The 13,731-nt window shown below is 30.9% G+C and carries 12 protein-coding genes; 10 read left to right on the top strand and 2 right to left on the bottom strand.

Annotated elements, in window-relative coordinates; genetic code table 11:
• Positions 1 to 5 precede the first annotated feature (5 nt).
• Positions 6 to 779, top strand: a complete 774-nt coding sequence (locus tag CCE28_RS06995) for a YeeE/YedE thiosulfate transporter family protein (protein ID WP_330396825.1) — start codon at positions 6 to 8, stop codon at positions 777 to 779.
• 28 nt (positions 780 to 807) lie between these two features.
• Here CCE28_RS06995 and CCE28_RS06990 read toward each other — a convergent pair whose 3' ends face one another.
• Positions 808 to 1,698 (bottom strand): LysR family transcriptional regulator, encoded by an 891-nt coding sequence (locus CCE28_RS06990; protein WP_095132353.1) that lies wholly within the window; start codon positions 1,696 to 1,698, stop codon positions 808 to 810.
• A gap of 235 nt (positions 1,699 to 1,933) precedes the next feature.
• Between CCE28_RS06990 and CCE28_RS06985 the strand changes: the two genes are divergently transcribed.
• The 9 genes from CCE28_RS06985 (at position 1,934) to CCE28_RS06945 (ending at position 12,865) form a co-directional block, all read left to right on the top strand.
• The gene (locus CCE28_RS06985; protein ID WP_242972923.1) at positions 1,934 to 3,292 is read left to right on the top strand and encodes an alanine:cation symporter family protein; all 1,359 of its coding nucleotides are present in this window, start codon (positions 1,934 to 1,936) and stop codon (positions 3,290 to 3,292) included.
• Positions 3,285 to 4,985 carry an FAD-dependent oxidoreductase gene (locus tag CCE28_RS06980; protein ID WP_095132351.1) on the top strand — a complete coding sequence of 567 codons (1,701 nt, stop codon included), beginning with the start codon at positions 3,285 to 3,287 and terminating at the stop codon, positions 4,983 to 4,985. The genes CCE28_RS06985 and CCE28_RS06980 overlap by 8 nt, the downstream gene beginning before the upstream one ends.
• 69 nt (positions 4,986 to 5,054) lie before the next feature.
• On the top strand, positions 5,055 to 6,335 hold the full coding sequence (locus CCE28_RS06975; RefSeq protein ID WP_095132349.1) for a YeeE/YedE family protein: 1,281 nt from the start codon (positions 5,055 to 5,057) through the stop codon (positions 6,333 to 6,335).
• Between the two features lie 203 nt (positions 6,336 to 6,538).
• Positions 6,539 to 6,985, top strand: coding sequence for a MarR family winged helix-turn-helix transcriptional regulator (locus tag CCE28_RS06970; protein WP_095132348.1), 447 nt, complete (start codon positions 6,539 to 6,541; stop codon positions 6,983 to 6,985).
• 53 nt (positions 6,986 to 7,038) lie between these two features.
• Positions 7,039 to 7,278: a DUF2798 domain-containing protein gene (locus CCE28_RS06965; RefSeq protein WP_095132346.1), complete on the top strand. Its 240-nt coding sequence runs from the start codon at positions 7,039 to 7,041 to the stop codon at positions 7,276 to 7,278.
• A 204-nt stretch (positions 7,279 to 7,482) separates the two neighbouring features.
• Positions 7,483 to 8,469: a LysM peptidoglycan-binding domain-containing protein gene (locus CCE28_RS06960; protein ID WP_207652864.1), complete on the top strand. Its 987-nt coding sequence runs from the start codon at positions 7,483 to 7,485 to the stop codon at positions 8,467 to 8,469.
• Positions 8,470 to 8,645: 176 nt separating this feature from the next.
• On the top strand, positions 8,646 to 9,518 hold the full coding sequence (locus CCE28_RS06955; protein ID WP_095132345.1) for a helix-turn-helix domain-containing protein: 873 nt from the start codon (positions 8,646 to 8,648) through the stop codon (positions 9,516 to 9,518).
• Positions 9,519 to 9,659: 141 nt separating this feature from the next.
• Positions 9,660 to 11,054 carry a Na+/H+ antiporter NhaC family protein gene (locus tag CCE28_RS06950; protein ID WP_176461704.1) on the top strand — a complete coding sequence of 465 codons (1,395 nt, stop codon included), beginning with the start codon at positions 9,660 to 9,662 and terminating at the stop codon, positions 11,052 to 11,054.
• Positions 11,055 to 11,359: 305 nt separating this feature from the next.
• Positions 11,360 to 12,865: a PAS domain-containing sensor histidine kinase gene (locus CCE28_RS06945; RefSeq protein WP_095132339.1), complete on the top strand. Its 1,506-nt coding sequence runs from the start codon at positions 11,360 to 11,362 to the stop codon at positions 12,863 to 12,865.
• A gap of 51 nt (positions 12,866 to 12,916) precedes the next feature.
• On the opposite strand, the gene CCE28_RS06940 is transcribed toward CCE28_RS06945, so the two are convergent.
• Positions 12,917 to 13,702, bottom strand: a complete 786-nt coding sequence (locus CCE28_RS06940; RefSeq protein ID WP_176461703.1) for a helix-turn-helix domain-containing protein — start codon at positions 13,700 to 13,702, stop codon at positions 12,917 to 12,919.
• Between the last annotated feature and the right edge of the window lie 29 nt (positions 13,703 to 13,731).

Here is a 13,731-nt window from a genome sequence, read left to right as displayed (position 1 = left end):
AGTACATGGCGGTAAGAGAAGTAGACTGTTTAAGTGAATTATGTCCAATTCCCATACTTAAAGCAATGAAGGAATTAAAAACAATGGATCCTGGAGATATTGTGGTGCTACATTCCGATCATAGTTGTGTGGGGATTAATGTTCAAGAATGGGGACAAAAAAATGAATATCCTGTAAATGTGGTTGAAGTAAAGGATGGAGAGTGGAAAATATATATTGAAAAACCAGGAGCAAAACATGAAAGTAATATAATAGCTCCTATTGTAAAATGGTTACAAAAGCCATGGCCCTATTGGGTAGGAGGAATTTTACTAGGGTTATTGAATGTGATTCTACTAGCTGTAAATGGTATTAGCTGGCAAATAACCAGTGGTTTTTTACTATGGGGAGTGGGTATTTTACAATGGTTTGGATTAGAACCTCTCAATTGGGAATATTTTAGTTATTTTCAATACTATTATAAGTCTGTAATGATAAATAAAAATGTCTTTATTAATAAATATACCATTTTGAATATAGGTGTAATTGTAGGATCTTTAGTAGCAACTTTGCTAGCATCTCAATTTAAATGGAAAAGAATAAAAAGTAAAAAGCAGTTTATATTTGCCCTCCTAGGTGGGATTATGATGGGCTACGGAACAAGACTTGCCATTGGGTGCAATATTGGTGCCTTTTTTAGTGGAATACCATCATTTTCTCTACATGCGTATGTCTTTGGACTATTTGCCATATTAGGAGCATGGGTAGGGTGTAAGATAGTAATTAGATTTTTAATGTGATAAACAGGGCCTATGCCCTGTTTTTTGTTTAACAGAATCCTCTTTTGCTGGAAATAACGAAATCTACAAACATTTTTTCGTAGTCTGTAAAATTGTATTTTTCTCTAGAGGCTATATAATAATTAAAAGAAATTTCTAGATCATCAACTTTAATTGGTTGAACCAATCCCTTCTTTAACTCCTGCTCTATAGATAATTTAGGTAAAAAAGAGAACCCTTTTCCAGAAAGAATAGAAGATTTAATAGCTTCTGGAGAATTTAAATCATAAACTACATTTAAATCTTTAATACTAATTCCCTTTTCTTGTAATGCTTTTTCAATTAAGTATCTTGTTCCAGAATCTTTTTCACGTAAAATCAAAGGAATTTCTTTTAGATCTTCAATTGAAATTTCTTTTGGAGAATCACAACAATTTCCTACTAAATGTAGTTGATCAGAAATAATGGTTTGGGTAAGAATATCATCAGCTTTCGGATCGTATTGAATTAGTCCGATATTAATAGTATGCTTACGCAGTTTTTCAATAACTGTAGCAGTGTTGTCCACTTCCATATGAATATCCACTTCTTTGTGAAGTTGCTTGAATGTATATATGCTACAAGGAAGCGCATACTCTCCTACACTTTTGCAAGAACCTATAATTAATTTAGGTGTATCTTCCTGGAGATTTTTCAGGTCTCTTTCTATATTCCCTTGAATTGAAAGTAATGTATGTGCATAATCAAACACTACTGTACCTTCTTCTGTTAATTTAACTCCTTTATTACTTCGTATCAAAAGATCTGCACCCAGCTCCTTTTCCAAATTGCGAAGTTGCATGCTTAAACCTGGTTGAGTAAGATGGAGAGCTTTAGCTGCTTTGGATATACTATTGCATTTCACCGTCATATAAAATGATTTCAGATATTCAAGATTCACATTGCCACATCCTCAAAATAGTAAAAATAATTATAAGTTTATTCTATCACTATAGTTTGTGAAAATAAATAGGTTTTATATGCATTACCAATCCTTATTTTACATAGTATATAAACTTATCTTTCAATAATCCCATTCAATATAACAATCTATTATAGTGCATAAAGCTTATTTATTATGAAAAAGGTGAAAAGTATAAGATAATTAGATTGAGATAAAATTAACAAATCATAAATTGAAAAAACAGATAGGAGCTGATTTTATAATTGAAATAGTAGGCGGAATAATTAACTTACTCAATAATTATTTATGGAATTTGTTTTTACCACTTCTAATTATGGTGGGAGGGGTTATAACATATAGAACAGTAACTCTTCTTAATAGTGTGAGTAAAAGGGATAAAACCAAATGGAAATTTTCAAAAATAAAAAGTTCTCTTTCCATATCACTATCATCTAAAGTTGGAACAGGTGCTATTATTGGAGTCTTAACAGCCATGTGGAAAATATCCAATAGTGGTATGAGGGGAGAAAGTATAGTTTTATGGGTTATTATAGGTATGTTTTTTTTAGTTCCCATAACCTATTCAGAAGTACTGTTTTGTCAAATAACTATGAAAACTCCTAGAGATTTCATTGATTATAACATAAACAAAAAAGCAGGATTTGTATATATGATTTCTTTAGTAACATTATATTCATTTGGTTTTGTAGGTTTTCAATTAACGGGAATTCAGAGTGTTGTGAAGATATTTTTTAGACAGAATTTTAACTATGAATTTACTCAAAGTGGGTTGTTATTTTATATAATAATACCTCTTATCTTAGCAGTAACCATAATAGTCATAACAAAAAATTATAAGATTTTTATAAATGCATTAGGCTCTATGGTATCTTTAATAATTTTATTTTATTCTGTGTTTTTTATATCTTTTGTCCTTTTAACCATAGAGTTTATTCCCCAGTATATATCTTTGATTTGGGAAGACTTTATGAATTTAAAATCAGCTTTTGTTGGAATACCAATAGGCCTTATTATAGGGTTTCAAAGAATTATTCAAATAAGTGAAACTTCTTTAGGAACTAGTGCATTAGCAAGTTCTGACGCAGAGAATTCTCCAAGAAGAGAAGCACTATTACAAACAATATCAACAATTATTACCATATTTATAGCCGTTGTAATCACATCATATGTATTTACTTATGGAAGGTATAATGTGCCTAATATAAATTTAAGTGAAAATGGATTTGAAAGAATCGTAGGTTATCTATTTAGTGTAGCCTCTGTAACGGGAAATTTGGGTTTGGGAATTGTAATAATTTTCTTTATTCTATCAGGATTAACAACAGTACTCGGGTCATTTCATTTTCTTAATAGGACTATGCATATAGGTGAAAATGAAAAAATTATATTTTATATAAGCTTAATAACATTATCAGGAGTACTTAGTATTTCAAATTTTGATATTATATTCGACGCAGCAGATTTATTGATGTTTATAGTAGGTTCAATAAATCTAATGGCAATGTTTATCTTTGTAATTAAAAATATAAATAAATTTAAACGAAGAGAGTGGAGGAATACAAATGGGTAGGAAATTTTTAATAGTTGGTGGAGTTGCTGGTGGCGCATCTACAGCTGCTAGATTAAGAAGACTTAGTGAAGATGATCAAGTAATCATGTTTGAAAGAGGGCCACATGTATCATTTTCAAATTGTTGTTTGCCTTATCACTTAAGTGGAACAGTAGAAGATAGTGATAGCCTAGTTCTAATGGAACCTGAAAAGTTTTTAAAGCAATACAGAATAGAGGCTAGAGTAAACAATGAGGTAGTATTCATTGATAGGGAAAACAAAGAAGTAGTAGTTAGAAATGTAGTGACTGGAGAAGAGTACAATGAATCATACGATAAATTAATATTATCTCCAGGAGCAAGACCAATAGTTCCACCAATTCCAGGAATAGAAGATGTAAATATATTTTCAATTAGAAATGTTGTGGACATTGATAAATTAAATAAGTTCGTGAAATCTATAGAAACTAAAAATGTAACAGTAATCGGTGGAGGATTTATTGGAGTTGAAGCTGCTGAAAACTTAAAGGAAGCAGGTTATAATGTAACCTTAATTGAAGCTATGCCTCAAATCATGAAACCATTTGATTACGATATGGTACAAATTCTACATAAAGAGTTACATGATCATGGTGTAAATCTAATAGTAGGAGATAAAGTAAAGGCTTTTGAACCAAATACAGTTATTTTAGAATCAGGTAAGAAAGTAGATGCACAGGCAGTGGTTATGGCAATTGGAGTAGTTCCAGAAACTGAATTAGCTCAAGAAGCAGGATTAGAATTGGGAGAAACGGGTGCAATAAAAACAGATCAAAATTACAGAACTAATGATAAAGATATATATGCTGTAGGAGATGCTATAGAAGTATATCATGCACTAACTAATTCAATGACTAAACTACCTTTAGCAGGACCTGCACAAAAGCAAGCTAGAGCAGTAGCAGACCATATCCATGGAAAGGTCATATCAAACACAGGATTCATTGGATCATCTGTAATTAAGGTATTTGATTACAATGGAGCTTCTACAGGTTTAAATGAAGGATTAATTAAAGCACTTAACTTAAATATTAAATACGACGTAGTGAAAGTGATTCCAGGAGATAAAGTAGGATTAATGCCTGAATGTGAACAAGTTCATTTTAAATTAATATATGAAGTTCCAACAGGTAGAGTATTAGGTGCTCAGGCAATTGGTAAAGGAAATGTAGATAAGAGAGTAGATATAATTGCTACAGCTATTAAGTTTGGTGCAACTGTAGAGCACTTAAGAGATTTAGAACTATGTTATGCTCCACCATTTGGAACAGCTAAAGATGTAGTTAATTTTGCAGGATATGTGGCTTCTAACTTATTACATGATGCATTTAGACAAGTACGTGAAACAGAAGTAAGAAGTTTATTAGAAAGTGGTGCTTGCATAATAGATGTAAGAGAGAAAGATGAATATGAGCAAAGTCATATAATAGGAGCTATGAACTTACCACTTAGTGAGATTAGAGATAGATTAGATGAAATCCCTAGGGATCAGCCAATTTATTTACATTGTAGAAGTGGACAAAGAAGTTACAATGCAGTATTAGCATTACAAAACTTAGGATTTGAAAATGTTTATAATGTATCAGGTGGATTCTTAGGATTATCTTTCTATGAGTATTTCAATGATCAAACAACTGATAGAGAAATGATTATAACTGATTACAATTTTGAATAAGATAGGGGGCATTTAGCCCCTACAAATAGAAAAATTTAGAACTATAAAAACATTATGGAGGTAATATTTGTGAAAAAAAATGTTGAATATATTACTGGCTTTATATTACTTATTGCCACTTTAGTATTAGGAAAATCAGGGCTTAGCAGTCCCATGTTATTCTTTAGACTAATCGCAGGATTAGGGCTAGGATATGCACTTACAAGATCTTATTTTGGATTTGCAGGTAGTGTGAATAGAACGTACAGAACGGGTTCTACAAAATTAATGAGAGCATTAATGATTATGTTTGTTGGAACAGCAATAGTAAATGTTTGCTTTTTTATAGGTCAGGATGCAACTCAATATGATTTATGGGTTAATCCTATTAACTTAGGGCTTGTACTAGGGGGTATACTATTTGGAGTTGGTATGGCATTTTCTAGTTGTTGTGCATCAGGAGTTCTTACTGATGTAATAACAGGTCTACCACGTGCTATTATAACACTTATATTCTTTGGTATGGGAGTATATTTAGGATTCCCACTTCAAAGTTCTGCTCCTTGGATTACTGATACAATTGTATCAACTGAAACATTCGCAAATGGCGTATTTTTACCAGATTTATTTAAAGGTGACGGACTAGGTGGATATTTAGGAGCAAGTATTTTAACTATTGTTCTTGCAGCAGTAGTAATTTGGATTTGTAAAGTATATGAAGATAATAGAAAAGCACAAAATATGTACACAGGAGTAGATACAGAATTTGCTCAAGAGAAAACTTATGAAGACAAAGGGCCTTTTAAATTATTTAGCAATAATACTTACGAAAAATTATTTGTAAGACCATGGACACTTGGCATGGGTTCAGTTGTACTTGGAAGTATAAGTATACTTTTAATGGGTGTAACTAAGGCAGGATGGGGAGCATCTACTCCTTATGGATTCTGGTTTGGTAAAGTACTTATATTATTTGGAGTTGCTCCTGAAAGGGTAGCGGCTTTTTCACACAAGCCAGTAGAAATATTTACAATGCCATTTTTCAACCATCAAATCAATGTACAAAACTTTGGTATTCTATTAGGAACAGCTATTGCGTTACTTTTAGCTGGAAACCTTACAAAAACATTCAAAGAAGGACTAGCTATTAGCTTCAAAGAAATATTAATATATGCTATAGGTGGTATTACAATGGGACTTGGAACAAGATTTTCAAACGGTTGTAATGTAGGAGCACTTTATACACCAATTGCTAACTTCTCATTATCTGGATGGATTTTCTTAGTAGCTTTAGTTGTAGGTGGAATCATAGGTAATGTAATTTATAAAAAGTTAATAGCAAATGATAGTTGTGAAATACAATCAAGTTAAAAAACTTAAAATTAAAATTTAATCATATGATTAAGTTTAAACAGTAAATTATATATATAAGGAGAGGTGGTTATTTAAAACTACCTCTCCTTATTGCATTTAAAAGAGTTTCTAGAGATTACAATATAGTTTCCTTTAAAACTAATTCGTGATATAATATAATTAGTTTCAAAGGAAACTATATTACTTTAGGAGGTGTCATCTTGAAAAAGGAGTCCCTGGGCAAATATATAGCTGCTATTCATAGAAATTCTCAAAGTATTATTAATAAAAAACTTGAAGATTATCATATAGGAAGTGGACAACATGATTTTTTATATGTTATTTCCAACAATGAAGGTATAAGTCAAAAGGAACTAAGTAATTTATTAAACATTGGGAAAGGAACAACAGCAAAAGCTGTTAAGAATTTATTAAAAAGTGGTTATATAAAAAGAGAAAAGAATATGGATGATAAGCGTTTTTATAGATTATATTTAACAGACAAGGGAAAAGAGATTGTTCCCACAATAAACTTGACATTTGAAGAGATGATAGCGATTTATGGAAATGGATTTTCAGAAGAAGAATATATTCATATACTTAACTCATTAAAGAAAATACTTAAAAATATGCATAATGTGAAAAATGAAATAAATTGTGATGAATAATCTTAAGAAGGGTAAGGGCCTTAATAAAGTAAAAAATAATAGGAGTGATATATATGAAGATTGATAAAAAATATGAATCATTAGTATTTGGATTTTTTATGGCATTGGGAATGTCACTTTTTATGTCATTTGCTATGACTTTAATAAATGTTGGAATAAATCATGTGTTTTTGAAAATATGGATGAAAAGTTGGGGTATTGGATTTACTATTGCTTTACCCGTTTCGTTAATACTTCCACCATTTATTTCAAAGTTAGTTAAGGAGATAATACAAGAAGAAGCAGGCGTTTAACTAATGTGAAAAATTATTGGTGAAGAGATTTCACAAGGGCATAGAATATTATATGAACTCAAAAAGGTGTCATTATTACCTTTTTTGGGTTCTTTTTTATATGGTTTTACAATGTCTATGAATATAGAATAAGGGTAAGCAATTGGTAACAAAGACCAATTATAGTTTTTATACATGATAAATATTCTAAGGGAGGCAATAATTATGAAAAAAATAATAACCTTAATTTTAGCACTTATGATGTTATTTAGTTTATCTATTAGTGCGTATGCAACAGAAGAATATTATACAGTTAAGAGTGAAGATGTACTTTGGAAAATTGCAGAAAGTCATGGAATAACATGGGAGAAGTTAGCAGAGTTAAATAAACTTAAAAATCCTCATTTTATTTTTCCAGGTCAAAAAATAAAGGTCAGTAGCAATGAAGAAATGACAAATTCACAAAAAGTAGTAGCAGTACTAAATAGTATTGAAACAGGGGACTCATCAGCAATTGCATATATTAATCCAGAGAAGTATATTCAACATAACTTATCTGCTGGAGATGGATTAGCAGGTTTTGGAGAATTGCTGAGTATGCTTCCTAAAGGAAGTGCATCAGTAGATGTAGTTAGAGTTTTTGAAGATGGGGATTACGTTGTAACTCAGACAGATTATAATTTCTTTGGACCAAAAGTTGGATTTGATATTTTTAGATTTGAAGATGGTCTAATTGTAGAGCATTGGGATAATTTAGCTGAGAAGAGTACAGAGCCTAATCCAAGTGGAAGAACACAACTTGATGGAGAAACTAAAGTTGTTGATTTAGATAGAACAAATGAAAATAAAGCAGTTGCTAAAGCGTTTGTGGATAAAGTATTAGTAGAAGGTAACTATGAAATAATGGCACAATATTTTGATGGTGACAATTATATTCAACATAATACTCAAATTGGAGATGGATTATCAGGATTAGGAAAAGCTATGGCAGCCATGGCAGAGCAAGGAATTAATATGGTGTACGAAGAAAACCATATGATATTAGGCCAAGGGAATTTTGTTTTAGCAGTAAGTGAAGGAACTTTTGGAGGACAGAAAGTAGCTTACTATGATTTATTCAGAATTGAAAATGGAAAAATAGCAGAACATTGGGATGTAATTGAAAATATCCCGAATAAAGAAGAGTGGAAAAATAATAACGGTAAATTTTAGTCAATAAAGCCAATGATACATTTAGTATCATTGGCTTTATGTTATAATAAATTATTATATTTTTTGAAAAAATATAGTAATGAGCTGCAAATTTTAAAGGATAAAAAGTGTATAGGTTAAGAGCAGTCGATCTAACAATTATATGAAATTTAGATTAGCTACTGGAGGATTTACAAATGGATACCATTAAAAGAATTAACTTTAAAAGGCCTGAACATAAGTCATTTGATTTTGAAATAGTGGGCTTACAAGAGTTTTTAAAGACACGTCCAACTAAACATATTTCAAAAGCATTTCGATTGAACTTTTATAGTATATCGTATATAACATCCGGAAAAGGGGCACATGAAATAGATTTTAAAGTATATGATTTTAAGACAGGAGATATGATATTTATTGCACAAAATCAAGTTCATCGTTTTTTTCCAGATACTGAAGCCACTGGTTATATTATTATGTTTACTGAAGACTATCTATATACTAATTCAGAGATGAATATCCATGATTTTTTAGATCACTTCAATATGCCTTTATACAATCCAATTATTGAAACAGATGTTAGTGAAGAGGCCTCCAATCGAGTACTCATTGATTTAATATATAAAGAGTATAAAGCAGCTCATAGTACAGTAAAGGCACAATTGCTAAAATCTCTTTTTAGAAGTTTCATGCTAACAATCCGTAGATTTAAGAAAATAGATGAACAAAGGGAAACCTCTGGTGTTTATAAGCGATTTGTGGAATTTAAAAATCTTGTGGACATCCACTTTAAGGAAAAGAAAACTGTTGGGGAATATGCAAAGATCATGTTAGTCTCCCAAAAAACAATTAATCAAGCAACTAGAACGGTAGTAGATTTATCGGCTAAGCAATTTATCATTGACCGAATATTGTTAGAAATCAAGAGGTACTTAAGTCAGGGAGAGCTCACAATAAATGAAATTTCAGATTTGATGGGATTTGATGAACCTTCTAATTTGACCAAGTTCTTTAAACGCTATGAAGGAGTTTCGCCAAAGGAATTTAGAACAGAATATTTTGGTAATTAAACGATACCTATAGGAAGGTATCGTTTTTATAGTTTTTGGTGAAGTTATTACATTCTAATAAGGTCCTATAGTGATTATAATGGATGTATATTTAAGATATTTGTTTATGGAATTATATAAAAAAATGATGGGGTGATGATTGTGGAATTAAGTTGGTTATCAATTGTACCCGTTTTACTAGCAATTATTCTGGCTTTTGTAGCTAAGAATGTATTTATTGCTCTTTTATCAGGAATTATTGTAGCGGGTATTATTTTGGATATGAAGACAGGAACAATTTTTACAAGTTTAGATAGTATTTATAAAGTTTTTCAAGACGATTGGGCAGCAAAATCCATACTGTTTTGTTTGATGATTGGTGCCTTTGTGTATGTAATTGAAGCATCAGGTGGGGTTCATGGCATGGTAGAGTATTTGACTGAAAAAAGAAAATTGGTGAAATCCAAAGTAGGTGCACAGCTATTGGCTTATTTACTTGGAATTTTCTTGTTTATTGATGGTACCAGCTCCATAGTAATTTCGGGAGTTGCTTCAAGACCCTTGTTTGATCGCTTTAATGTATCAAGAGAGAAACTGGCTTATATAACAGATTCTACATCTTCTCCAATTGCATGGTTCATACCATTCAATGGGGCTGGAGCCTTCTTAATGGCCATGGTTGGAGGTCAAGTTTCAGCTGGTATTATAGAAGTAGACCCAATGACTATTATAATTTCAGCAATACCATTTCAACTTTATGGAATATTCTCCATATTAATAGTTGCTGTAGTAATTTTGATGGATAATCATACAAATATACAAGGTCAATGGTCAACTGGAAATACAGAGGAAGAGCAATCAGAAGCTTACTCTTCTCAACAGATTTTTCAAGGAGATATTGTACCAAAAGCTAAAAACATGATTGTTCCATTGGTTCTATTAGTGGGGAGTATCTTTGGCATTATGTGTATTACTGGTGAAGGAAATATATTAAAAAGTGATGGATCTGCAGGGATTTACATTGGTGCTATCCTTACCTTGATTTTAACAGGAATTTATTATGTGCTTCAAAGAATAACGAAGATAGAAACCTATTTAAAATGGGTGTTCAAAGGTATGGGCAATTATTTGGAAGTGACCATGATTTTAACCTTAGCTTTTGCTTTCAGCAATTTAGTTAGCCAATTAGGAACAGGTGCATTTATAGCGAGGATTAGCAGTGGTATTAATCCAGCCTTTGTTCCTTTCATGATTTTTATTGTGGGGGCATTCATGTCATTTGCCACAGGAACTAGTGGTGGCACAGTGGCAGTATTGATTCCTATTGGAATTCCAATGGCAGTTGCTATAGGTGCAAGTATACCAATGACCATTGGTGCAATTATTTCGGGAGGAGTATTTGGAGATCACTGTTCTCCCATATCGGACTCAACAATTTTATCATCTATGATTGCTGAAGTAAATGTAATGAATCATGTTAAAACTCAAATGCCATATGCGTTGACTTCTGCTGCATTGGCTAGTGTAGGATTCCTTGTACTTGGATTAATTGGATAAGCAATATAAATAGTTTAACTCTCTAGTAAAGGGATAACAAAAAAAGAACTTCTAGTTAAAAAAAACTAGGAGTTTTTTTGCATATAAAAATAAATATAAGAGATTTATTCTTTTGATAATATATAGATCTATTTAATTGGTTGTGATAGCTATCTAAAACTTGTATAAGTATTATGTCGAAACATGCTAACGAAATATGAAGGAAAAATCATCTTTTTATAGAAATTTTAAGCATTTAGGAATTATATGGAAATTATTAAATTGTTTATAAAAAAGAACCTTATAATAATAGGAGGTATATACTCTTGGATGGTTGTCATACAGTAGAAGATAAATTAATTAAAGAAATTGAAGTACTTAAAATAGAGTTAAAAGAAACAAAAGAATTATTGAAGGAAAAAGAAGATACCCTTATGAAAACACATGCATGCTATAAGAAAATATTAAATGACATTCCTGAATTTGTAGAGATGACAGATTCAGATGAAACAAGCGTTGACTGTAAGGGGTGCGATGAATATAGGGATTTATCTTGTGAAATTAAAGGACAAGGATATAAACGTGTCATGTGTTGCTACAAAATTTTTCAAGAAAAGCTTAAGAAGAGTGAAAATAGATATGAAAAACTGTTTCAATTGTCACCGGATGCTATTGTAGTTCAGAAAGGTGATATAGTAACCCTTTGTAATGAAGCTGCAGCCAGGTTAGTGGGAGTAGAGAAAGCTGAAGACCTAATAGGCAAATCTGCTAAAGACTTTTTATTACCTACTTATCATGAAAACATGGAAAAAAAAGTATCTGACATTATTGAAAAGAATGTAGTTATAACTGATACAACAGAGAAGATGAAACGGACAAATGGAGAAATTATTAATATCGAAACAAGGGGCGTAGCTTTTGAATACGATAATGATATACATGCTTTAGGAATTATTAGAGATATTTCCGAAAGAAAAAGAACTGAGAAATTAACAAAGGATTTTATGGAGAGTCAAAGGCAATTAAAGGAAGCATTAGAATATGACCAGTTAAAGAATGAGTTTTTTTCCAATATGTCACATGAATTTAAAACACCTTTAAATGTAATTCTTGGAACAATACAATTGTTAGAGCTATATGGGCAAGAGAGTAACTATCTTATGGATAATATACCTAAAAAGATCAAAAGGATGAAGCAAAACTGCTATAGATTACTTCGCCTTGTGAATAATCTAATAGATATTACAAAGTTAGATTGTGGCTTTATGAAGTTAAGGCTTAGAAAATATGATATAGTCAAAATTTTAGATTCTATTGTAACATCGATACTAGATTATGCCATCAATAAAGACTTGAATATAAGTTTTCATACCCGGATCTATAAAAAAATGATTTCTATAGATGTACATATGATCGAAAGAGTAATATTAAATCTCATTGCTAATGCTATAAAGTTCTCAAATTCAGGGGGAAATATAAAGATAAAACTTTATGAAATAAAAGACCATATATATATTACAGTAGAAGATTCAGGAATTGGTATTCCACAGAATAAATTAAGTGGTATATTTGAAAGGTTTAATCAAATAGATAGATCTCTTACTAGAAATCAAGAAGGCAGTGGCATTGGACTCTCTATTGTAAAATCTTTAGTTGAACTACACAACGGAAGTGTCAGTGTAGAAAGTGAAATTGGAAAAGGAAGTACCTTTACGGTAAAGCTACCTATATGCGTTAATTCAGATGATGTAGAACATGATATAGATAATACTTTAGAATATAACGGACAAATTGAACGGATTAAAATTGAGTTTGCAGATATATATTTCTAAGGTATATGATAATTGTAATAAAGCTACAATCGATATTGATTGTAGCTTTTTTTAGTTTATGAGGATTTGTAGCTCTAAATATATGCTGTTGAGATGGAAATGTGAACATCTTGTATTTTCAATTATAATGAGTTTACCTATAGGAGAAAGGGAATTCTTTTTCATATAATCATAGAATTTATCTACTTCGATATGAATTTCATCATAGTCCTGAACAAAAATACCATAACTTAAGTAGGAACCTCCAGGAAGAGTTATCTCAGGGAAACGTTCAAAGGCTTCCATACCAGGGATTTTAAGTATACAAAAACTAAAAGTATCATAATCTAAAGGTATTATATAGCTATCTTGGTACGTATCTAAATAATCAAGATTTTGAGACTTTATAAGCTCATAGGTCTCTTTAATAGTATATTCAAATATTTTTCCTGTATGAAGGCAATAAAGCACTCTCTCTGGTATGTGTGTAATATGATAATGTCTTTTTACTTTTTTAAAATTTTCAACATAGTTTAATTTTCTTGTAACATGTCTTCTTTTACTGTGTAACTCATCTATCCTTGAATCTATGGATGACAGGGAGGAGTTTAAGATTTTTATGTAATCGTCAATAGAGTAGTTTTTCATTATAGTTTTTAGTTGCTTTAATGGAACATCTAATTTTCTAAGTAATAGAATTGTTTCTAATGTATCTAATTCATTGAAATCATAAAGTCTATATCCATTATCATGAATTTTACAAGGGGATAATAATCCTTCTTTTTCATAGTACCTAATATTTGATGTTGAGATTTTCATTAAATCTGCAAGTTCACCAATAGTCAAATATTTACGCAATATGTAAAACCTCCTTATTGACATTAAAC

The organism is Anaeromicrobium sediminis (genome assembly GCF_002270055.1).
Lineage (GTDB): Bacteria > Bacillota > Clostridia > Peptostreptococcales > Thermotaleaceae > Anaeromicrobium > Anaeromicrobium sediminis.
The sequence above is the reverse complement of the archived record's forward strand: the minus strand, read 5'-3'. Positions and strand labels throughout refer to the sequence as shown.

Excerpts from the sequence above, each read along its gene's own strand:
- CCE28_RS06995 (WP_330396825.1), top strand. The coding sequence starts at position 6 with ATGGCGGTAAGAGAAGTAGACTGTTTAAGTGAATTATGTCCAATTCCC.
- CCE28_RS06960 (WP_207652864.1), top strand. The coding sequence starts at position 7,483 with ATGAAAAAAATAATAACCTTAATTTTAGCACTTATGATGTTATTTAGT.
- CCE28_RS06980 (WP_095132351.1), top strand. The coding sequence starts at position 3,285 with ATGGGTAGGAAATTTTTAATAGTTGGTGGAGTTGCTGGTGGCGCATCT.
- CCE28_RS06965 (WP_095132346.1), top strand. The coding sequence starts at position 7,039 with ATGAAGATTGATAAAAAATATGAATCATTAGTATTTGGATTTTTTATG.
- CCE28_RS06955 (WP_095132345.1), top strand. The coding sequence starts at position 8,646 with ATGGATACCATTAAAAGAATTAACTTTAAAAGGCCTGAACATAAGTCA.